The sequence below is a fragment of the Nocardiopsis salina YIM 90010 genome (genome assembly GCF_000341025.1).
Lineage (GTDB): Bacteria > Actinomycetota > Actinomycetes > Streptosporangiales > Streptosporangiaceae > Nocardiopsis > Nocardiopsis salina.
The window spans coordinates 1-21,396 of record NZ_ANBF01000101.1 but is presented as its reverse complement, the minus strand read 5'-3'; the positions used below and the strand labels follow the sequence as shown (position 1 = coordinate 21,396).

The window sequence follows — 21,396 nt, the reverse complement described above, 5'->3', positions numbered from 1 at the left end:
CCCGCTCCTCACCGTCGGCCGCCAGGAACTCGCCCGCTTCGTGCCCGCCCTGCTGGACCACGCGGTGCTCGCGCGGGTCGTGGACGCCCCCGACCTGGAGCTGCCCGACACCTGGCGCCTGGTCACCAGCCGCGGTCCGTACAGCTTCGACAGTGAGCACGGGCTGATGCAGGGGCACGGATCCGGTGTCCTGGTCACCAAGGACGCGGGCGGGACCTACACGTGGCCGAAGATGGAGGCGGCCCGGGCGCTCGGTGTTCCGGTCGTCGTCGTGCGCAGGCCCGCCGGGGCCACGGGGGTCCCGGCCGTGCACGACGTGCGCGAGGCGTTCACCTGGGTGCTCGCCCGCCGCTGACCCTGACCTTTCGCCAGGACACGCGAGCCACGGCACGTGCGATTCCCGATGCGTGTAGCGCGTGAGGCACCCGGTACGCGTGAGGCTTTTGGGGCGGGCGTCGCTACGAGGCACGTCCGGGGCCCGCTGCGCGCGCTGCGCCCAGAGCAAGGGCGGCACCCGCCGCGAAGAGCGCCGCGCCGGTGCCGACACGGCGGGCCAGCGCGGTACTGCGCGGGACGTCCCGCGGCTCGGCCGGGCGCCCGTGTCCGAGTTCCGGCCGGTGCTCGGTCCGGTCCCCGTACCGGTTGGTCCCGCCCAGCCGGACCCCGAGCGCCCCCGCGAACGCCGACTCGACCACACCCGCGTTCGGGCTGGGATGGCGTGCGGCATGGTCCCGCCAGGCACGCAGCGCCTCACCCGAACGGGCAGGCGCGGAACCCGCGGCGAGCAGACCGCTCAACCGCGCCCCGGGATGGTTGAGCAGGTCGTCGAGGCGCGCCGAAGCCCAACCGAAGCGTTCATAGCGCGCGTTCCGGTGCCCGACCATCGCGTCGAGCGTGTTCGCGGCGCGGTGGGCCAGCAACCCCGGAACCCCGGCCGCGGACCCCCACACCAGCGGCGCGACCACGGCGTCGGACGTGTTCTCCGCGACCGACTCCACCACCGCGCGGGCCACCTGGGACGCGTCGAGCGTACTGGTGTCCCGACCCACCAGGGACCTCAGGCGCTCGCGTGCGCCCGGCAGGTCGCCCTCGTCGAGCAGGTCCTGAACGGCCGTGGCCTCACGTTCCAGGGAACGCCCGCCCAGCACCGCCCACGTGGCCACCGCCGTCACCGCGGCGCGTGCGAGCGGACGCCCCTCGGTCGCCCGTTCCGCGGCGGCCCCGACCCCGGCGGCTGCGCCCACCAGGACCGTGGTGTGCACCGCGCCGCGCGCGCGGGAGTCCGCGTACAGACGGCGTTCCAGCGCGGCCGCGGCGGTTCCGAACCCCGCGACCGGGTGGAGCCGTCGGGGGTCGCCCAGCACCCGGTCGGCCGCGTACCCGAGCAGGAGCCCGGCTGCCCGCGCGCCCGCCATAAGGCCGGCCGGACGGTCCGCCATGTGCGCACGCGTGCCGGTCCCGTGTGCACACGCGGGCGCGGTGTGCCCACCTGCGTTCGTCATGCGTTCAGGGGTGCCCTTCGTTCTCTCACGTTCGGCGGTCGGCAGGCGCACGAGGCCATCATCAGGCGCTCGTGGCTCGTGGCCTACGTGTGTGGACCGGTCCCGGACCGTTGCCCGCCCCGGTCAGGCGCGTGCGGCCCGCACCTTCCCCTGCGGTACCTGCGGGGCGCGGTCCGCGACCGGGAGCTCCGCCAGGGTGGCGAGCAGGAGCCGTGTGGTCTCCTCCGGACGCACGGCCACCCGGATCCAGGAGCCGTCGAGCCCCGGGAAGGTGTCCGCGCGCCGCACGGCGATGCCCCGCTCCCGCAGGAACCCGTGCCCCCCGTGCCCCACGCGCACCAGCACGAACGGCGCACGCGACGGCACGAACACGATCCCGGCCGCGCGCAGCCCGTGCTCGAGCGCCGCGCGTTGGGCGTCCAGGGTCCGGGCCCGCTCCTCGGCCTCTGCGGTCGCCCGCGCGTCGGTGCACGCCACGGTCGCGGCGATCGCGGGNGGAAACGGGCCAGCTCGGCCACCACGCCCGCGTCACCGACGACGTATCCGGCGCGCAGGCCCGGGATGGACCAGTGTTTGGTGAGGCTGCGCAGGACCACCAGCCCGGGCAGGTCCTCACCTGTCAGCGACTCGGGCTCACCCGGAAGCGCGTCCATGAACGCCTCGTCCACGGCCACCACACGCCCCGGACGGCACAGCCGCCGCAGGGCTTCCGCCGGATGCAGGACCCCGGTCGGGTTGGTCGGGTTCCCGACGACCACGAGGTCGGCGTCCCCGGGAACCGTGTCCGGGTCGAACGTGAAAGCGCGCTCGGCCGGGCAGTGCACGGACGTGACCGAGTGTCCGGCCTCCTCCAGCGCGGCGTGCGGCTCGGTGAACTGCGGGTGCACCACCACCGGCCGCCGCCACGCGCGCACCCGTGCGAGCAGGGTGAACGCCTCGGCCGCCCCCGCCGTCGGCAGCACTTCGTCGACGGATCGGCCGTGCCGCCGAGCGATCGCCTCGCGCGCGGGTGCCGGATCGGGGTAGGAGCCCACACCGTCGAGGCTGTCGTGCAGGGCGCGGTCGAGCCACGCGGGGCGCGGGCCGGCGTAGACGTTGACGGCGAGGTCGAGGAGACCGGAACCGGTCTCCTGGTCGCCGTGGTGCCGCAGCGGTTCCGCGACCGGTGCGGCGACGGGTTGGGTGGAGTGTTCCGTCGTCGGGGCCGTCCGATCGGAGGTGCCGGAGGGCGGCCCCCCTAGGTCCGCGCGCTGCACGTCCCCGCGCTCGCGGTGGTCCGGATCGTGGGTCTGAGTAGACATGGACGCACACGTGGTCGCGCTCGGGGCCGATGCGCTCGATGGGGCGCGCGTGTCCGCGGGGGCGGGCGTTGCCCCTGGGGCCCCTGCATCTGCNNNGGGCCGCCGCCGTCGGCTACATGCTCGGCACCGCGCACAGGATCGGCATGGTGCACAGCCTTGGCACCATGCACCGCCTCGGCGAAGCGGACGGCCAGGTGCGGGTGACCGGCCCAGTGGACGTGCAGGTACGAGGCGTGCAGTGTCGTTGACGCGTGCCCTTCGGCCGACCCGTCGATCTCCCAGGCCGTGGACCCCGCCGAAGCCCCCGTCCCGGGTTCGCCGCCGGCCCCGGGCGTCAACCGGGTCCGGTGGAACTCGTGACCGGTGACCCTCTCACCGGCCCGGGTCAGCAACGTGTCCGCGGGTGCGACCGCCTCCGGGTACCGCAGCGTCAGCCGCTCGCTCATCCGCGCGTCGGCGTCCACAGCCCCGGCCATCGGTTCCCCGTCCAGGGTCCGGGCGAGGTACAGCATGCCCGCGCACTCGGCGACCGTCGGGACCCCGGACCGCACCGCCTCCCGCAGCTCGCCCAGCAACGCGCGGTTGGCAGCGAGATCACCGGCGTGCACCTCGGGGAACCCGCCGCCCAGGTACAGTCCGCGCGTGCCCGACGGCAGCGAGGTGTCCTCCAGCGGGTCGAAGACCTCGATCCGGCACCCGGCCGCCGTCAACAGCTCCTCGGTCTCGGCGTAGCGGAACGTGAAGGCCCGGCCACCGGCCACCGCCACCACGGGATGCTCCTCGGGCGCCGTCCCGCGCGAGCCGCGGTCGGCAACTGCACGGTTCTGTGTGACGGCCTCCTCCGGCGACCACGGACGCTCCTTCAGCGGGGGAGCGGACCGGGCCACGTCCATCACAGCGCCCAGGTCCACCTGCCGTGCGACCTGTTCCGCCATCCGCTCGACCACCGAGGCCGCACCGTCCCGCTCTCCGGCCGGAACCAGACCCAGGTGGCGCGAGGGTGTGGCCAACCCTTCGTCGCGCCCGATCACACCGAGCACCGGAAGCCCCGTGGGTTCCAAGGACCGAGCGATCTCGGCGGTGTTGCGCTCCGATCCCGCCCGGTTCAGGATCACCCCGGCGACCTCGACCGCCGGGTCGTAGGCGGCCATCCCGGCGACCAGCGCACCCACCGAACGCGACATCCGAGCCACGTCGATCACGAGCACCACAGGGGTGCGGGTGAGGGCGGCCACGTGCGCCGACGACGCGAACCCGTCCGTGCCGAGCCGCCCGTCGTGCAGGCCCATGACGCCCTCGAGCACGGCCACGTCCGCCCCGCCTGCCCCGTGCAGCAGCAGTGGCGCGACACGGTCCTCCCCGACCAGGTGCGGGTCGAGGTTGCGGCCCGGACGCCCGGTGGCCAGCGCGTGGTACCCCGGGTCGATGTAGTCCGGCCCGACCTTGTGCCCGCTCACGGCGAGCCCGGAACCGCGCAGGGCCGCCATGAGCCCCGTCGCCACCGTCGTCTTGCCCTGCCCGGTCATCGGCGCGGCCACCATGAACCGGGGGAGGGCGCCCCCGGGAACGTCCGGGGACCTCACCACTCGATGCCCCGCTGACCCTTGCGTCCGGCGTCCATCGGGTGCTTGACCTTGCCCATCTCCGTGACCAGGTCGGCCACCTCCATGGGCCGCGGGTCGGCCCGCCGTCCGGTGATCACCACATGCTGGCGCCCCGGCCGGTTCCTGAGGGTCTCCACCACGTCGTCGACGTCGATCCACCCCCACACCAACGGGTAGGTGAACTCGTCCAGCACGTACAGGTCGTGCTGCTCCTCGGCCAGCCGGCGCTTGATCTCCGCCCAGCCCTCCGCGGCGGCCGCCGCGTGGTCCTCCTCGCCGTCCTTGCGGCGGATCCACGACCACCCGGAACCCATCTTGTGCCACTCGACGGGGCCGCCCTCGCCGGTCTCCTCGTGCAGCTTCCCGAGGCGCTCCAACACGGTCTGCTCGCCGATCCGCCACTTCGCCGACTTCACGAACTGGAACACGCCGATGTGCCACCCCTGGTTCCAGCTGCGCAGCGCCAGCCCGAAAGCCGCGGTGGACTTGCCCTTCCCGTCACCGGTGTGCACGGCGAGCAGCGGCTGGTTCCGGCGCTGTCGGGTGGTGAGTCCGTCGTCGGGGATCACGGACGGCTGGCCCTGAGGCATCAGGCGGCCCTTTCTCGTACGGCAGTGTTGAGTGCTTCGGCGTTGACCTCGCCGACCGGAAGGTGTTCGGCGCCCAGACGGGCGGCGAGCCCGAGGGCCAGGCCCAGGCGCATCGGCCCGGACTCGCTGTCGACGACCACGGAGGAGATCTCCTGCCCGGCGATGTGGTCGGCCGCGGCCAGGGACCGCTCGACCGCGCCGCGCGCCCCGGTGGCCCGACCGTCGGTGACCACGACCAGCAGCGGGCGCAGCCGGGGGGCGCGCCGCTGTTCGCGCCGCAGTACCCGGTCGGCCTCCAGCAACCCCTCGTCCAGGGGCGTGCGGCCGCCGGCGGGCATGTCCTCGAGCCGGGCAGCGGCCACGTCCACCGAATTGGTCGGTGGGAGCGCCAGTTCGGCCTGGCGGGCGCGGAAGGTGATGAGTCCGACCTTGTCGCGCCGCCGGTAGGCGTCAAGAAGCAGCGACAGGATCGCGGTCTTGACCTCGCTCATGCGTTTGCGCGCCGCCATCGAGCCGGACGCGTCCACGCAGAACAGGATCAGGTTGCTCTCCTGACCCTCCCGCACCGCGACCCGCAGGTCCTGGGGGCGGATCCGCATCCGCTCGCCCTCCCGGGGCGCGGCGGCTGCGGCGCGTACGGTCTCCACCAGGTGCAGCGAGGACCCGGACCCGGAACCGGGCGGGGCCGCCCCGATGCGGCGGCCGCGCCTGCCCACGGCCCGGCTGCGCTTGCCGTCGGCGCCCTGCCCCGCGCCGCGCACCGTCAGCTTGCGCGCGCGGTAGGGGGCCGTGGAACCGACGGTGCTGGTGGCACGGTCCGACGACGGGGGAGGGGGGCCGGCGTCCCCGGGACCCTCGCCGACGTCCTGCTCCGTGTCGGTGTTCGGGGGCTGCTCGGTGGCTTCGGCCTCGGCGCTCTGATCCGGGCCGTCTGAGTTCTCCGGCCCCGGGGCATCGGGGCCCGCGTCCTCCGGAGGCTGTTCCGGCCGGTCCGAGCCCTGCGAAGGGTCGGCGTCCTCGGGCTCGGACGGCTCGGACGGGTCGTCCGGCGACTCCGGGGGCTGCGGCGGTTCCGGCGGGTCCGGCGGCGGGTCCTCGTCACCCAGGACCCGGTCGAGCAGCTCCTCGTCCAGCCCCGGGGCGTCGAACGGGTTGCGCCGGCGCCGGTGCGGGAGTGTGAGCAGGGCCGCGCGCCGGATGTCGGCGCGGGTGACCGCTTCCCGGCCCGCCCAGGCCGCGTGCGCGACCGCGGCCCGCGAGGTCACGATGTCGGCGCGCAGGCCGTCCACCTCGAAGGCCGCGCAGACCTCCGCGATCTTCAGCAGCGCCGCCTGCGACAGGTGTACGCGCTCCACCGCCCCGCGTGCCTTCGCGATGCGGTCCGCGAGCGCCTCCTCGGCCTCGTGGTAACCGGACGCGAAGCCCCCGGGGTCGGCGTCGTAGGCCATCCGGCGTCGCACCACTTCGGCGCGCGCGGACGGGTCGGTCGGCGCGGTCACCTCGACGGTCAGCCCGAACCGGTCCAGGAGCTGGGGGCGCAGCTCGCCCTCCTCCGGGTTCATGGTTCCGATGAGCAGGAATTTGGCCGCGTGCTCCACCGAGAACCCGTCGCGCTCGACCGTCACCCGGCCCGTCGCGGCGGCGTCCAGCAGCAGGTCGACGAGGTGGTCGTGGAGCAGGTTGACCTCGTCCACGTACAGGAGCCCGCGGTGTGCGCGCGCCAGGAGCCCTGGCTCGTAGGCGACCTTGCCGTGGGTAAGGGCCTGCTCGAGGTGCAGGGAGCCCAGGACCCGGTCCTCGGTGGCGCCCACGGGCAGGTCGACCAGGTTGACCGGGCGGCTCTCCACGGCGGTCCCGGGGCCGAACGGGCCGTCGGGGGAGTGCTGGGAGGGATCCGCGGGGTCCACGGAGAACCGGTCACCCCGGTAGACCTCCACCGGGGGCAGGAGGGAGGCGAGCGCGCGCACGGCGGTGGACTTCGCGGTGCCCTTCTGCCCGCGTACGAGCACACCGCCGATGTCGGGGGAGACGCTGGTGAGAACGAGCGCCAGACCCAGGTCGTCGAGCTGCTCGGTGTCGCAGCCCACAATCGCGGAGAAGGGATAGTGCGCAGGCCGCTGAGGCATGGTGAGGCTCCCGCTCGTGTTCGCCGTCGGTAGGAGGGCGGGCGCGAGGCCGGTCTTCGGACTTGCCGGGTCCCCTCGTTCGGGGCCCGGTTCACCGCAGCGGGCCTGTGCCGGACTCTCACCGGCTTCCCAGATTCTCCCCGGTAGCCTTACCCGCCGTTTCCGACGGTTGGGCACCCGGGGCACCTCGTGCCTGTGCCCGCCACGATAACGTCACGCCCATGACGGTCGACACGCGCCCTCCTGCCGAGCCCCCGATCACCGTGGTGGGCGCCGGTGCCGAGGGCTGGGACGGGTTCCCCGAACGCATCCGCCGCCTCGTCCTGGACGCCGGAACGGTGCTGGGCGGGCGGCGGCACCTGGCGATGCTGCCCGAACAGCCCGGCCAGCGGAGGGAGCCCTGGCCCTCGCCGCTGCGCGAGGGGCTGCCGGGGCTGCTGTGGGGGCTCGGGGACGGGGACGGCCCGGTCGTCGCGCTGGCCTCGGGTGACCCGTTCGTCTCCGGCATCGGTACGACCCTCGTCGACCTGCTGGGGTCCGACGCGGTGCGTGTGGAGCCGGCCGTCTCCTCGGTCTCCCTCGCCCGGGCGCGCATGAACTGGCCCGCGGAACGCTGCACCGTCGTGAGCCTGGTCGGACGCGATGCCCGCCTGATCCTGCCGCACCTGGGTCCGCGTCGCCGGCTCCTGGTGCTCTCCTCCGGACCCGAGACACCCGCGCGCGTGGCCGCCCTGCTGACCGGCGCCGGACACCCCGCGTGCCGGATGACCGTGCTCGGCGACCTGGGCGCGGGCAGCGAGACCCGTATCTCGGGCACCGCCGACGACTGGTGTGCCGCGCCGCCCGACGGGGTTCCGGCCCTGCACGTGCTGGCCCTGGAGACCGTGGACGGTGCCGGGTACGGGTCGGCCCCGGGGCTTCCCGACGACGCCTTCGAGAGCGACGGACAGCTCACCAGGCGCGACCTGCGGGCCTCGGCACTGTCCCGCCTGGTGCCCTTCCCCGGCGGGTATCTGTGGGACGTGGGGGCGGGCGCCGGTTCGGTCGGCATCGAGTGGATGCGCACCGACCCGTCCTGCACGGCCACGGCGGTCGAGGCGGCGGCCGAACGCGCTTCCCGTGTCCGGCGCAACGCCGGGGCGCTCGGCGTTCCGGGGCTGCAGGTGGTGCACGGGCGCGCCCCGGAGGCGTTGGAGGGCCTTCCCGCACCCGACGCGGTCTTCCTCGGCGGGGGAGCGACCCGCCCCGGTGTGCTCGACGCGTGCCTGGACGCGCTGCGGCCCGGTGGCCGGATCGTCGTGCACGGGGTCACCCTCGAGACCGAGCACCTGCTCGCCGACGCGTATCGGGGCCGCGGCGGGGAACTCATCCGGATCGCCGTGGAGGCCACCGCGCCCGTCGGCACGTTCACCGGCTGGACCCCCGCGCGCACCGTGACCCAGTGGTCCCTGACCCTGTAGGCCGGGGCCAGGCTTTCGGGGATCTTGCTACTGGAGCCGGTATCGGCGCTGAACCCGGCTCTGGTAGCAAGATCCCCGCCCCGCTGGCCGGCCGTTCTTACGACCCGTCCCGCGGGCGGTCGGGCGCGTACAAGAACGACTCACCCCCGTCCCGCGGCGCCAGCGCCCGCCCCACGAGGATCACCGCGGCCTGCCGGAACCCGGCCTCCTCCACGGCGTCCGCGATGTCGCCCACGGTCCCGTGCAGCACCGCCTCCTCCGGCCCTCCGACCCGGTGCGCGACCACCACCGGGCAGTCCGCCCCGTACTCGGGTTCGATCCGCTCCATCAGCCCCCGCACCCGCCGGACGGCCAGGTGCAGCACCAACGTGGCCCGCGTCGCCGCGAACGCCTCCAGCGACTCCGTCTCCGGCATCACCGTCGACCGCGCCTGCGTCCGTGTCAGCACCACCGACTGCGACACCAGCGGCACGGTCAGCTCCCGCCCCACGAGCGCCGACGCCGCCGCGTAGGCGGGCACCCCGGGCGTGACGTCCCACGGGACCCCGTGCGCGTCCAGCCGCCGGGTCTGTTCCGCGAGCGCCGAGTACACCGACGGATCCCCGGACGTCAGTCGCACCATCTCCGCACCGTCGCCGTGCGCGGTGACCAGGCGCTCGGTGATGCGGTCCAGGTCCAGGCCCTGGGTGTCGACCAGCTCGGCCCCGGGGGCGCAGTGGTCCAGCACCTCCGGGTCCAGGTACGTGCCGGGGTAGAGCACCACGTCCGCTGCGGCGAGCATGCGGGTGGCGCGCACGGTCAGCAGGTCGGCGGCTCCGGGGCCGGACCCCACGAAGTGCACGGTCACGGGCGCACCGTCCCTTCCGTCCCGCGCGGCTCCACCCAGCGCGGGGTCCACACACGTCCCGTCTCCGACACCCGGGTCCCGGACGCACCGACGATCAACAGGCACCGCATGTCCACGGAGCCCGGATCCAGCGCGCCCAACGTCGTGACCTCCAAGGACTCCCCCTCGCGCCCGATGCTGCGGCCCAGGATCACCACCGTGTCCGGGTCCCGGTGCTCCAACAGCACCTTCTGCGCGGTGACGATCTGCTCCGTCCGTGAGCGCGACGCCGGATTGTAGACCGCCAGCACCATGTCGGCCCCGGCGACCGCGCGCAGCCGGCCTTCGACGACCTCCCACGGTTTGAGCCGGTCGGACAGGCTCACCACCGCGAAGTCGCCGCCCACCGGGGCCCCGGCACGCGCTGCGACGGCCTGCACCGCGCTCACCCCGGGCAGCACCCGCACGGGGACGTCGCGGTACACCGGGTCATCGGCCGCCTCGAACACGGCAGTGGCCATCCCGAACACGCCCGCGTCCCCGCCGGAGACCACCGCGACGCGTTCGCCCTTCCGGGCCAGGTCGAGGGCGAGGCGGGCGCGGTCGAGCTCCACGGTGTTGCCGGACGCGTGCCGGGTCAGACCCGCGCGCTGCGGAACCCGGTCCACGTAGGGTCCGTACCCCACGACGTGGTCGACGCCGGCGAGCGCGTCGGAGACCTCGGTGGTGAGCCAGTGGTCCGGGCCGGGGCCCAGACCGACGACCAGGAGTTCTGCAGGGTCGCCGGGGACGGCGGTGTTCTCGGGACCAGGACCGGAATCACAAGCCCCCGAAGCCCGGGCGGTGCCGGCAGCCCCGGCAGCCCCCGACGCCACCCGCGAGCGTCTCCCGTTCCGGCTGTCCCCGGTCACGAGGATCACCGAGAAGTACGGCACCGACGCCGGGTCGACCTCCGCGACCGGCAGCCGGCGCTCCTCCTCCATCGACGCCCGCTCCACGTACACCGCGTGCTCCAGGCGTCCGGCGGCCTCCAGAGCCCGCCGCACCGCGGGGAACGTGCGCCCCAGCTTCATCACGACGGCCGCGTCGGTGTCGGCCAACCGCCGCGCCAACTCCGGCTCCGGCAGGGTCCCGGGCAGCACCGTGAGCACGTCGGTCTGCCGCGCCAACGGGGACTCCGCGGCCGACGTCGCGGCGGCGAACGCGGGGATGCCCGGAACGATCTCCGTGGGATAGCGTTCCGACAACCGGTCGTGCATGTACATGTACGACCCGTAGAAGAGCGGGTCGCCCTCGGACAGCAGCACGACGTCCCGCCCGGCATCCAGGTGCCCGGCCAACCGGAGCGCGGAACGCTCGTAGAAGTCGGCGAGCGCGCCCGTGTACCCGCCCGGGTGGTCGGTCGTGCCCGTCGTCACCGGGTAGGTGAGCTCCTCCTCGATCGCCGTCCCCGGGACCAGGTCCGAAGCGATCCGGCGGGCGTTCGAGCGCTTGCCCGCCTTGGCGTGGTAGGCGACCACGTCGGCGCCGGCGATGAGCCTGGCGGCCTTGAGCGTGATGAGTTCGGGGTCCCCGGGGCCGACGCCGACACCGTGGAAGCGGCCGGTCACTCCTCCTCCTTCGCGAGTGCGTTCAGGGCCGACGAGGCCATCGCTGACCCTCCGCGTCGGCCGAGTGCGGTCACGTACGGGACGTCGATGCCGTGCCGGTCGGCGAGCTCGGTCAGCGCCTGCTTGGACTCCGCGGCGCCGATGAACCCGACCGGGCAACCGACGATCGCGGCGGGTCTCGGTGCCCCGTCGATCAACATCTCCATGAGGTGGAACAGGGCCGTAGGTGCGTTGCCGACGGCCACCACGGCCCCCTCCAGTTCCGGTTCCCACAGGGACACCGCGGCGGCGGAACGGGTGGTGCCCCACTCCCGCGCGAGCTCGGGGACCCGGGGGTCGGACAGCAGGCACCGCACGCTGTTGTCGGCCGGCAGGCGCGCGCGGGTGACCCCCGCTGCGACCATGCCCGCATCGCACAGGATCGGAGCGCCCGAACGCAGGGCCTTCCGGGCGGCCGGGACCAGCCCGGGACGCACCACCAGGTCGGCGGCGAGGTCGACCTGCCCGGTGCCGTGCACCATGCGCACCGCCAGCCGTTCGGCGTCCGACGGCAGGTGGTCGAGCGAGGCCTCGCGTCGGATCGTCGCGAAGGAGTCGGTGTAGATCGCGGGGCCGTCGTCGATGTAGTCGTAGTGCCGGTTCGGTCGGCGGGGGTGCGTCAAGGTCTACCTCCGGGGACGTGGACGCCGGGGACTGGGGCGTGCGGGCCGGCCGGGCCCGGGGGCGCTCCGGTGACGGGCCCGCCTGGCACGAGCACACCGCGCCACGGGGTCACCACGAGCGCGGAACCGTCTGCGGCACGGGCCTCCTCGGCGAGTGCGCCGGCGGCGGCGCGGTCCAGGCCGGCGTCGGGAACAGGGACGTGCCGACCGCCCCCTGGCACGGGGCCGTGGGGGAGCGGCGGCTCGGGGGGAGGAGATCGCGGGTCGGGTGGCACCGGTTCGGTGAGCGGATCGCGGAGTTCGGTGACGTGCCACGCGGCGGAGGGGCCCTGTCCGCGGCGTTCCAGGAACCGGTCGGCCAGCGCCACCAGGGCCTCGGCCGCCTCGTCGAGGCCGACCACCGGGCCCCGGCCCTGCCCCACCCGGAGCTGGGCACGGTGCTCGTCGAGCGCGACCAACCCCAGGTCGCAGGTGCGTTCGAGCAGGTCACCGCGGCCGTCGTCGAGCACGAACAGGAACCGTCCGGGGAGCCCGGCCCGGTGCGGAGCGGCGAGCAGGAGCTGGTCGAGTTCGGCGGCCACGGGACGCAGGTCCGCGCGCCCGCCCGACAGGCCCGTGCCCGGGGAGACCATGACGTTGCGCACCAGCTCGTGTGTGCGCGACGGGAGCAGTCCGGTGGCCTCGAGCGCGTCGACGGCCTCCGGGTCGAGACGTGCGTCCGTGCCCGGGAACCCGCGCAGTTGCAGGTTGGCCCGCACCGTGACGTGCACCCGGCCGTCCCCGTACCGCTCGGCGGCCCCGAGCAGGGTCTGTAGCGCGTCGACCGGAAGGTGGCCGCCGATGAGCCGGAGCCGGACCAGGAGTCCGTCGTCGGCAGCCCACGGCCGTAGCGCGCCCGGGCAGCGGTCGCGCCGGTCTCGGGGGCCGGGGCGGCCCGGTTCCGGTCTGCCGGTCGGGGGCATGGACGTCCTTCGAGTCAGGGGGCTCCTTCGCGTGGCCCGTGGGTGACCCGGCGGTGGTTTCCGCCGGTGCCAGCAGGTCTTCGGACTCGGGGTCGATCGGGTGCGGAACGCCTTCCCGGGGCTGCGCGGCCCCAGTGGCCGTCCCCGGGGCACCTGTCCCGGCGCCGCCCGTGGGGACGTGTCCGCCCGTCGCCCTCACCGCTGCGCGTCAGTCCCGGTTTCGCACCGGGTTCCCTGCTCCATCGGGTGGAGTTCGACTGGCCCGACGAGGGTACCCGGTGCCCGACTCCCCACGTCGGGCAGGCCCCCGGCCCGGACCCCGGGCTCCGGTCACCCGGCCCGCACGGTCTTTCCCCGTTCTCCCGGCACGATGGGCCCGATCCCGCGATACCGGCGCCCATGAGCGCGAGGAGGCAGGATGTCTGTCATGACGGTCGGGGAACCGGGCACACCCGAACGGCCGTTGACCGTGGACGATCTCGAGCACACACCGGAGGACGGACGCCGGTACGAGCTCGTCGACGGGCGGCTTGACGTGTCACCCGCACCGAAGTTCATGCACATGCGTGTTGCCCACCGTCTGAGCACACACCTGGACAACCTTTGCCAGGGGCGCTTCGAGATCGGGGAAGGACCGGGGCATCAACATGTCCCCGGACGGGACCCACCACCGCATCCCCGACCTGGCCGTTCTGGATCAGGAAGTCGAGGAGGACCACATCGATGTTCCTCCCCTTCTGGCGGTCGAGATGGTCTCCGCGAGCAGCGTCATCCGTGAGAGCCATACCAAGCGTGCCGAGTACTCGGCGTTCGGGATCCCCTCGTACTGGATCATCAACCCGCTGGCCGACAAGGTGGCGCTGAGCGAGATGCGCCTGGAGAACGGGGTCTACCGTGACGTCACCCAGGTGTACGGGGAGGACGTGTTCGAGACCGAAGCCCCCTTCCCCGTCCGCCTGGTTCCGCACTGGCTGACCGCGAGCGGACCGTGGCGCGACCGTATCGGCGGGGACTGACGACAGCCGTTCCCGAACGCCGGCCTGCACACCGCCCGTGCCCGGTCATCCCGCGCGCGGGCGCCCGATGACGAACCACAGCAGGGCTCCGATGAAGGGCGCGAGGAAGATCAGGATGATCCAGACGACCTTCATCCCCAGGTCCATCCGCGCGAACAGCACGCTGAAGAACGCGGCGATGATGAACACCACCACCGCCAGGCCCAACAGCAGCGCTCCGAGGGCCAGGGTGATCCCCAGTACGTGCTCGTCGACGGGGAGGTTGCTCATCATCAGGGGCATGGTGTTTCCGTTCCGGTTCGGGGCTTCGATCAACACCCCTCACGCTAGGAGCGCGCCCGCTGCCGCCACCTCCCCCTGCAGGACGGATCGCAGTGTCGACCGAGGTGGGAGACGGGCGCCCCGGGAGCGGCCGATCGTGGGACCCCGCCCCTACTTTCGTCGGTGGTGCTTCGGGTGGTGTGCGCGCAACCGGGTTCTGCGCGCCATCGGACATGGCACCCGCGGTCCCGTAGTTCCGCGCACGTGAGACGTGTCTTCGCGGCGGTCAGCGCAGGATCTCGATGAGCAGTACCCATGCCTGCGCGAGACCGCCCACCACCGAGGCGATGACGGCTACGGGGAGCCAGTAGAGACCGCCCAGCGACTCGGTGAGCACCCCGACACCGGCCAGAACGATCGATCCCGCGAGCAGCACCGCCGGCGTGACGGGGGCAATCAGCCACTCCGCCAACGTGCGTCCGGGAGGACGTGCGGACGGCGAGGCGGCCACCCCGAGGATGCTCCCGCACACGAGACCGATGGCCAGTAGTGAGCAACCCACGACACTCGCCGGGGCCTCGGGGATCAGCAGGACCACGGAGAAGACGAGGGGCGTCGTCAGTGACACCAACGCGACGACGACCCGCCGCGGCAAGGTGTCGTTGGCCAGGATCGGCTGGATGTTGATGGAGACGGCCACGACGAGCAGGCCCGCCAACGCGGCGCTGGCGCCGATGACGGCGACACCGAAGTCGCTCCACTGGGTGGTGTCGACGGCCGCGCCCATACCCGAATCCTTCCGTCGGCGCCCGGAACCCACCGGTCGTTCCGAGCGACACGACCCTACGGGGCCTCTCGGCCGCGCCCTCACATGGCTGAGCGATGGGTGTGTCGGGCCCTTGCTGCGGGCGGCCCACGGGCGGGCCCCTGCATCCCGAGCACATGTGAGCGGACCCGGGACGGCCGGGGCTGTGCGCGTCCGACGCCGACGGTGCTCCACCTGGGCTTCTGGGAGCCTGCGCAGTCTGCCCGAAGCGGCTGAACGGCGACCCGGAAGGTGCCCTTCCGGACTCGATCGAACACCAACTCGATCGGTTGGGCCAGAGCTTCATCGAAGGGGCGCTAGAGCTGAGCATCGGCGGGAAACCGCTCATCACGCAGGCCATGTGGGACGACATCGACTTCCTCTGGCCGATGACCATCAGGGGCTCGAGGAGCTGGCCACCAAGGATTCGTCCTCCGTCTGATTCCCGATCACCGACCTGGGATACCAAGGCGCCGGCATCGGCATCATCACCCCCATCAAGCAGCCCGGCGAGTGCCCCTTGGCCCTGGACAACCGTGCCCTGAACAAGCTCCAGCGGGGTGTGCGCTGCCTGGGCGAGCGCGGGTTCGCAGTGCTCACTCAGCTGTGGCGGCTCCTGCAGCACATCAAGGCCAGCCCCAGCAATATCGGGACTATCGCCCGAGCCGCTCTCGTGCTCACGCGTTTCGAACACGGGCGCCTGAAATGAAACTCGCTGGGTTCACCTCGCTGAGTCTGGAAAATGAAAGATGTTTACTTCGACGAGTCCGTTGAAGGCTTCAGTGCGGGCGTTCGGGAGGTCTACGAATCCAATTCCCTTGACTTTGATGTAACTGATGAAGGGATCGATGTTCGCCGGTGGCGCTGAATCCATTATAGGGCGAGAAAGAGTTTCAAGTGTCTCTCCTTCGGGGATGCTAATGAACTCTTGACCTCCTTGGCTTCGCCCTCGCCCTCTCCAGAAGACCTGCAGTTGGCGAGGAGTCAATAGCCGTTCGGATTTGAGCACATTGATTGGGGTCTGAGCGGTAAGCAGTTGTTCTCTTATAGTGGGGTAGTCCTTGAGCGGGGCGGACCATGACCATGAGCCAACTTCTCTTGATGACCTTCTGATCTGCATCATTCGTGGCTTTCGAGCGTGAGCTCTCGGGCCTGGGGTTACGTTCATGCCTTCCCCGGACCCCTCAGGTGTGTGCCTGGGGATGCTGAAAGAACTCGAACATGCTTGAGTCGGAGTTCGTTTCTACGTGAGCCATGGTCTCCTCAGGGCCAGACTACTACGTAACCGTTGCCGATGAAAATAATTTCGTTTAGATCGCCCCCATACTGGCGGATCGCGTCGAACGATCTATCGATGACCTCCTCCGGGGTAGCTTGAACCCCCCGTAGTCCCATTTAGGAAATGGAAGAAATCTCCCACAAGAGGCGGAGTGAGCTATTGTGATGAGTAAGCTTCACAGATTTTTCTTATCTGACGCAGGACATCGTGCCAGGATTCTCCCTCGTCCTCATTCGGTTCATACCCAGTTAGCCATCGATCGAAGAAGATGCAATCCAAATCTTCATTGCTATAGCTATCGGATAGCAGAGAATTTATTTCTTGGATTAGATCTGCAGACATTTCCTGAAGTGCTTTTAGGTTTTCGAATGGCTCGGGTAGACTTTCCCCGTCAATAGTCCAGTCCTGGTGAAGGTATGTACTGAAAAATTCTTCGATGGTCGGGTATTTTTCTTCGATGTTATTCATGGGGCATTCGGCTCCGGGAAAGAAGTGTGAACCCTGAAAGGTTGTGGGTGCATGGTTTCGTCATATCGGAGGCTTACTCTGATTTTATCGGGGGCGAGTGTATCCCAGCCGGTGGGGTTATTTGCGCTGCCTTGCCGTCTCAATGCATGTCCCACTGAGCCCATTCCCACGTCAACCTGCTTGAGGGTGAGCGCCTGGTTGCGTGAGACGCTCATGTCATTTTTGAGCCATTCGTTAATCTTGGATCTGTGCATTTCCAGGGCTGCGGCTGTTGCGCGTTCCGTTGTTGGTGCGCATTATCCCTCGTCGCAATGAATTTCTTGGAAAGTCCATCAACGTTGCTGATGTCTGTAACTTCAATTAGTTTTCCGTCGATGGTCAAGTCGTCTTCCGGTGGAAGCATTACCAGCCTTCCGGGCTGCCCAAAGAAGGTCCTATCTCCGGGCTCGGTCTCCTGCTCCAGACCTGATTCGATCTGTTGCAGAACTGCCGTCAACCGTGGGGCGTTTTACTCATAGACCTGCGGGTGGGGCGACCCATCGAAAGCATACGGAAACCAGATATCGTGATGAATAGTAAGTTCTACATTCATCGAGCCTGGAAAAGGAAGATGTTCACTTCGGTCAACCCATCGAGCACCTTGGTGCAGTTTTTTTGCAAAAGTCGTATAACCATCACCCTCCGCTTTCATGTAATTGATGAGCGGCTGTTTATAGCTAGAGGGAGTCGAGTTCTCTGCTGGCTGAAAGAGGTCTGTCAGTAGATCCCCCTGGAGCATTGGAAGGGAGGTTATTTCCCCGCGGGGGATCCTTTCTCTTTCCAGAACATTCGCAAACTACCCTGGTTCAGAATCCGCTCTGACTGTAGTGCATTAATTGCAATTTGGGGTGTGGCCAACATACCCCTCAAGTTGGGGTGCCGTGTGTAAGGAACCGACCACAACCAGGAACCGACTTCCCTTGCTGACCTCCTCATGGTTTTCATTAGATCCCTTCCGAATAGGGGGCTGTGCCGCCCGGAAACACGACAACCTTGTCATCGAATGGTCAGCGATGCGCAGCGGCCGATACAATCTGGCCCCTGGTGATATCGACCAATTCTCCTCCCTGATCCGCGTCCTAATCACACCTATGCAGTACCGCCGAAGTGTTCGAGGGGTGCCTGACTGGAACCGGCCTGTCGCTGGAAGCGTAACCCCAAAAATTCAACCTCCCTACTCAGATTTAGGACTATGTCTCCAACGCGATTATCTTGATGGTCGGAGCCCGTTCCGAGATCCAATATCTCGTCCGTAAGGCTCAGAGTGTCCCTTGGGCGATCTGTTCGAGGCCTTTACGGCCTGCGGCGATGCTTTCTTTGTCTGTGGGGTCGAGCCGACCACCGACGGGGTCCTCCGGTAGGCCGATGCGTTCGCGAAGGGCCTGGGCGGGTGAGAGGCCTCTGCCGGCGGCGTCCACGGCCTGCCTGATCCACCATCGCCTTGCCCGCCATGCGGGAGCTCCCGCGGCCGGGCGGGGGACGTAGTCCCGCGCGTTTTCGGCGTCGGAGGCCCACAGGTAGCCGATGACGGTTTCGCCCAGACGCACGGGTAGGTAGGTGACCTCTCCAGAGGCGAGGATCCGGTAACCGGTGTCGACCTTTTTCGTGACGAACGGTCCCCAGTCGCGGCCGTACAGGTGCACAGGGTCCTGGAGGAGCTTGGTGAGGTCGTCCTCCTCTGGTTCGAGCCCGGGGTTGAGGAGCTGGTCCAGTTCAGCCAAGTCGGTGCACGTGTGGAGTTCGGCCTCGGGCGGGATGCCGCCGATGCTGGGTTCGGGAGCTACACCTCGCCACCGTTGGATGGACTCCATAGGGGTCAGGTCCTGTTCGGCGTCTTGCGCCAGTCGTCTTCCCCAGGCCTCGCTGGCACTGAGCCTGGTTTCCAGGTCAGTGGCGTCCATGATGGCGAGGAACTTGGCGTTCCGCTCGCCCTGCGTCAGCAAGGCCGCAATGGGTCGGCCTTTCAGGTGGATCACGTAGTAGTGCACCGGGGTCGTTTCCTTGCCGACCATGTCACATACTCTTCGCCCATGGATTCTTTTTGCTGAATAATGGTTCATGTCAACTCAATCGTCAGTAACTACGCGTGCATCGATTTCAAATTCATCTGCCCCGGCCTGCCTCGCGTCTACTGTGTCTATTTCTGCGTTTCTGGGAAGAATCAGTTCTCTCTGGTTCGGGAAGGCACTGTTCTCGCCTACCCAAAGCCCTTCGGCTCCGGCCGGGATGTCGAGGTTCATCTTATACTTGAATGGCTCCGGTCCGACTTGAGTTGGCTCGGAACCGATGGAAGTGGATATGTATCCCGGGTGGGATTGAATGGTGCCGATGATCGAAGATATACTTCCATCGTATCCATCGAAATAGTTGATATCGTGCATTCCTCGAACGCCTTCAATGCCCTCGGGGAGGGGTCGGCTCACAGCCGCATCCATGCTCTCGGTAAGGTGCTCGACGTCATCCATTGTGGGATACCGGCCCCCGTTGGATTCGGCGATGTGTCCTGGATATCCCGCATTGTACAGACAACTGTTCATCCTGGCCTGGGGGTCTCTGTTTCTGAGGATATCGTTGACGAGTTCTCGTTGCACGGGCGCTAGGTCAGTGCGATGACGTGCATCTTGAATGTCCCACAGAGTTGGCTTGACCCGATCGTTCATATCGTACAGAGTCCATCCCTTGTTGCTGTTGCGCACGTCTGGGTTGGGATGGTTCATGAGTTCCCGTGTCCGCTCGATCTGGTCATCCAGGTAGCGCTGTTGTTGAAGCGGGCCACCCAGCCGATCGATCGGATTCAGCCAGGAGTTCCGTGTGTATGTCCACACGGCAGACTGTTGGTACAGGGGAAGGTTGTCGTATGCGTGCGCGTTGCGTCTAGGATCGTCCAGGACTTGGTTGGCGAAACGTTCGGCTTCGGCAGTGTCCTGGAAACGCCTGATGCCGTCCGTTCCAACGGTCCCCAGGTGATCCGATGTACCGCCGCTGGGGCCCTGCGCCCCGTCGTGCCGATGCGTCTCTGAGCCGTCGGTTCCACTGTTGCCTTGGTTTCCTTGGCCTTGGTCGCCGTCGCCTGTACCGAATGGCGGTACATGGGGACCATTTCCACCACCATTTCCACTGCCGCCACCGCCGGTTGCGGGGGACCGTTCACCATTGTCCTCGCGTGATGTGGAGGCTGGGGCACCGCCTTCCCTGTCCCCGTGCTGAAAAGGGCCGCCAGCATCGTGGTTGGGCGGAATCGGTGCACCGTTAGGAGTGCCTTCCCGGTCCTGGGAGCCGGAACCGCGGCCGTCGCCGGGCGCGTCGCTTCCGCCGCCGGTGACCGGTGGTGGTGTCACACCCTCGCGGTCGCGCTGGTCCCGGGCCCCGGGGCGCTCTCGGCTCTGGTCGCCCTCACGCGGCCCGGGAACCGGGGATCCGCCGCGCTCGCCGCCCCGGCCTTCGGTGCCGCCCGTGCCGCCCGGGGGCGGGGCGCCGGGGGAAGTGGGCTCCTGTCGCGGCCCTTCCTGTGTTCCGGTCCCCTGGTTCGGCGGGTCCTGCCCCGGGGATCCACCCGGCCCGCCAGGCGCCCCCGGACCGCCGGGCTCCGATGGCCCGCCTGGCCCGCCCGGTGCCCCAGGCCCCTCGGGGGTCGCCGGCGGCAGCGGAGGCGTCTGCTCCAACGCGTCGTCCAGACGGTCCGTGATCGGGGTGCGCCCCTCCTCGGCGATGTCGCCGATTTCGCGTTCGGAGCTACCGGCCCCGGCGCCCGATCCTTGGCCGCCGTAGGTCCCGGTTCCGCTCTCGGGACCTGTCCCGGACCCGGAGCCACCGCCGGAAGCGCTGTTGCCGGGGCCGAGGAGGTCCGCGCCGATCCTGATCGGCACGCCCAAGATCAAGGCCGTGTTGATCACCGAGTGGGCCCCGGTGTATTCGGGGTCCTCCTCACGCCTGGACCAGCCCGTATGGCCCTCCCAGAGCTGGCCCAACGAGTCTGTGGCGTTGTCCCACCACCACCCCCAGCTGAGGTTGGCGCCGGGATCGTCGCTGCTGGGCTCGATCAACCAGCCGTCCTCGTTGTGGATGCCCGCCAGGGCCGCAGCCCCCATGCCGGTCTCTTTCCATGCCATCCCGAAGTTCTCGCGTTGGTGCGCGTTGCTCGATGCCCACCCGTTCTCTGGGTGCCAATAACCTGTCTTGGTCACCAAACCCTGCGCGATGCCGAAGCCGAGCCCGACCACGAGTGTGTCCCAGGCTGCCTGGCCGTAGCTGTTTTCGAACTCCGCGTCGGCCGGGTGGATCTCCTCGGCGGCCCATTCGGTCAGCGTGTTGAGCTGCCGTACGACCAGCCCGTTGGCGGCCTCGGGCAGGGTTCCGATGATGTTGTCGGGGTCGAGGCCCGCGAGTGGCGCCGGTTCGCCGTAGACCAGCTCGTTGTCGGCGCCGGTGGCGTCATTGGGGTTGGTGAAGACGAGGTTGCTGTGGATACCGGAGATGGCGTTGGCGCAGTCGATCTCGGCGGACGTGAAGTCGTTCCAGGCCCGATTCACCTGGGACTTGAGGGAGAAGTTGGTCTGGACGGCCCACTCGTCCTCCTCCTCGTTGCGGTCCAACCACCAGAACTTGCGGTCCTCCAGATCACGGGCGAAGGACTGGGCCTCGATCCGCAGGTTGTTGAGCTTGCGGCGGGCCTCCGCGGCCGCTTCAGCGAAGTCCTCCAACGCTGTGGCCACGGTGGCCAGATCGCCCTGTAGATCCTCGCCGGCCGAGACCACCGGCTCGACCGCTGCGAACAGGGTCTCGGACTCGGGCGCGGTGTGGTGCTCCTGCAGCCCTTGCCAGGTGGTCTCCATGTCCTCGCCCCTTGAGGAACATGGACTCGGTGCGCTCGGCGTAGTTCTCGAAG

General features: G+C 69.7%; 17 protein-coding genes, 2 pseudogenes and 2 riboswitches. Of the genes and pseudogenes, 4 read left to right on the top strand and 15 right to left on the bottom strand.

Annotated features, from left to right (window positions below):
- Positions 1 to 355 (top strand): precorrin-6A/cobalt-precorrin-6A reductase (locus D474_RS0111590; RefSeq protein WP_017613735.1); only part of this gene is annotated, 355 nt, incomplete at its 5' end.
- 103 nt (positions 356 to 458) lie between these two features.
- Here D474_RS0111590 and D474_RS0111585 read toward each other — a convergent pair.
- The 5 genes and pseudogenes from D474_RS0111585 to D474_RS0111560 form a co-directional block, all read right to left on the bottom strand.
- Positions 459 to 1,415 carry a cobalamin biosynthesis protein gene (locus tag D474_RS0111585; protein WP_040703380.1) on the bottom strand — a complete coding sequence of 319 codons (957 nt, stop codon included), beginning with the start codon at positions 1,413 to 1,415 and terminating at the stop codon, positions 459 to 461.
- 210 nt (positions 1,416 to 1,625) lie between these two features.
- Positions 1,626 to 2,803, bottom strand: a pseudogene (cobC, locus tag D474_RS34080) (Rv2231c family pyridoxal phosphate-dependent protein CobC).
- The gene (locus D474_RS28385) at positions 2,740 to 4,329 is read right to left on the bottom strand and encodes a cobyrinate a,c-diamide synthase (RefSeq protein ID WP_449289349.1); all 1,590 of its coding nucleotides are present in this window, start codon (positions 4,327 to 4,329) and stop codon (positions 2,740 to 2,742) included. The pseudogene cobC and the gene D474_RS28385 overlap by 64 nt, the downstream one beginning before the upstream one ends.
- A gap of 53 nt (positions 4,330 to 4,382) precedes the next feature.
- Complete coding sequence (cobO, locus tag D474_RS0111565; RefSeq protein ID WP_017613732.1) at positions 4,383 to 4,997, bottom strand: cob(I)yrinic acid a,c-diamide adenosyltransferase; 615 nt, start codon at positions 4,995 to 4,997, stop codon at positions 4,383 to 4,385.
- Positions 4,997 to 7,123 (bottom strand): VWA domain-containing protein, encoded by a 2,127-nt coding sequence (locus D474_RS0111560; protein ID WP_026118401.1) that lies wholly within the window; start codon positions 7,121 to 7,123, stop codon positions 4,997 to 4,999. The genes cobO and D474_RS0111560 overlap by 1 nt, the downstream gene beginning before the upstream one ends.
- Before the next feature lie 44 nt (positions 7,124 to 7,167).
- Positions 7,168 to 7,313: riboswitch (cobalamin riboswitch) on the bottom strand.
- Between the two features lie 31 nt (positions 7,314 to 7,344).
- On the opposite strand from D474_RS0111560, the gene cbiE reads away from it, so the two are divergent.
- Positions 7,345 to 8,583 (top strand): precorrin-6y C5,15-methyltransferase (decarboxylating) subunit CbiE, encoded by a 1,239-nt coding sequence (cbiE, locus tag D474_RS0111555; protein WP_017613730.1) that lies wholly within the window; start codon positions 7,345 to 7,347, stop codon positions 8,581 to 8,583.
- Positions 8,584 to 8,680: 97 nt separating this feature from the next.
- Here the strand turns inward: cbiE and D474_RS0111550 are convergent, their stop codons facing one another.
- The 4 genes from D474_RS0111550 to D474_RS0111535 are packed head-to-tail and all read right to left on the bottom strand — an operon-like array spanning position 8,681 to position 12,643.
- The gene (locus tag D474_RS0111550) at positions 8,681 to 9,430 is read right to left on the bottom strand and encodes a cobalt-precorrin-4/precorrin-4 C(11)-methyltransferase (RefSeq protein ID WP_026118400.1); all 750 of its coding nucleotides are present in this window, start codon (positions 9,428 to 9,430) and stop codon (positions 8,681 to 8,683) included.
- Complete coding sequence (locus D474_RS0111545) at positions 9,427 to 11,019, bottom strand: precorrin-2 C(20)-methyltransferase (RefSeq protein ID WP_017613728.1); 1,593 nt, start codon at positions 11,017 to 11,019, stop codon at positions 9,427 to 9,429. Before D474_RS0111545 ends, D474_RS0111550 begins: the two co-directional genes overlap by 4 nt.
- Entirely contained in the window at positions 11,016 to 11,681 is a 666-nt protein-coding gene (locus D474_RS0111540) for a precorrin-8X methylmutase (protein ID WP_017613727.1), read from the bottom strand. Before D474_RS0111540 ends, D474_RS0111545 begins: the two co-directional genes overlap by 4 nt.
- Positions 11,678 to 12,643 (bottom strand): hypothetical protein, encoded by a 966-nt coding sequence (locus D474_RS0111535; protein WP_017613726.1) that lies wholly within the window; start codon positions 12,641 to 12,643, stop codon positions 11,678 to 11,680. Before D474_RS0111535 ends, D474_RS0111540 begins: the two co-directional genes overlap by 4 nt.
- Before the next feature lie 54 nt (positions 12,644 to 12,697).
- Positions 12,698 to 12,919: riboswitch (cobalamin riboswitch) on the bottom strand.
- A gap of 371 nt (positions 12,920 to 13,290) precedes the next feature.
- Here D474_RS0111535 and D474_RS34075 point away from each other — a divergent pair.
- On the top strand, positions 13,291 to 13,659 hold the full coding sequence (locus D474_RS34075; RefSeq protein ID WP_017613725.1) for a Uma2 family endonuclease: 369 nt from the start codon (positions 13,291 to 13,293) through the stop codon (positions 13,657 to 13,659).
- A gap of 45 nt (positions 13,660 to 13,704) precedes the next feature.
- Here the strand turns inward: D474_RS34075 and D474_RS0111525 are convergent, their stop codons facing one another.
- Together D474_RS0111525 and D474_RS0111520 are read right to left on the bottom strand one after the other, a co-directional pair.
- Positions 13,705 to 13,932 (bottom strand): PLD nuclease N-terminal domain-containing protein, encoded by a 228-nt coding sequence (locus tag D474_RS0111525; protein WP_394296530.1) that lies wholly within the window; start codon positions 13,930 to 13,932, stop codon positions 13,705 to 13,707.
- 274 nt (positions 13,933 to 14,206) lie between these two features.
- Positions 14,207 to 14,707, bottom strand: a complete 501-nt coding sequence (locus tag D474_RS0111520; protein ID WP_017613723.1) for a hypothetical protein — start codon at positions 14,705 to 14,707, stop codon at positions 14,207 to 14,209.
- 466 nt (positions 14,708 to 15,173) lie between these two features.
- Between D474_RS0111520 and D474_RS28375 the strand changes: the two genes are divergently transcribed.
- Positions 15,174 to 15,434 carry a transposase family protein gene (locus D474_RS28375; protein WP_338045280.1) on the top strand — a complete coding sequence of 87 codons (261 nt, stop codon included), beginning with the start codon at positions 15,174 to 15,176 and terminating at the stop codon, positions 15,432 to 15,434.
- Between the two features lie 726 nt (positions 15,435 to 16,160).
- On the opposite strand, the gene D474_RS34270 is transcribed toward D474_RS28375, so the two are convergent.
- From D474_RS34270 to D474_RS28370, 4 genes and pseudogenes are all read right to left on the bottom strand, one after another.
- Positions 16,161 to 16,472, bottom strand: a complete 312-nt coding sequence (locus D474_RS34270; RefSeq protein WP_161628669.1) for a contact-dependent growth inhibition system immunity protein — start codon at positions 16,470 to 16,472, stop codon at positions 16,161 to 16,163.
- Positions 16,469 to 16,747 (bottom strand): annotated as a pseudogene (locus D474_RS34265) (hypothetical protein); the annotation flags it as partial. The pseudogene D474_RS34265 and the gene D474_RS34270, both read right to left, overlap by 4 nt.
- A 1,023-nt stretch (positions 16,748 to 17,770) precedes the next feature.
- Positions 17,771 to 18,523 (bottom strand): hypothetical protein, encoded by a 753-nt coding sequence (locus D474_RS0111510; RefSeq protein ID WP_017613721.1) that lies wholly within the window; start codon positions 18,521 to 18,523, stop codon positions 17,771 to 17,773.
- A 54-nt stretch (positions 18,524 to 18,577) separates the two neighbouring features.
- Complete coding sequence (locus D474_RS28370) at positions 18,578 to 21,343, bottom strand: ADP-ribosyltransferase (RefSeq protein WP_017613720.1); 2,766 nt, start codon at positions 21,341 to 21,343, stop codon at positions 18,578 to 18,580.
- Between the last annotated feature and the right edge of the window lie 53 nt (positions 21,344 to 21,396).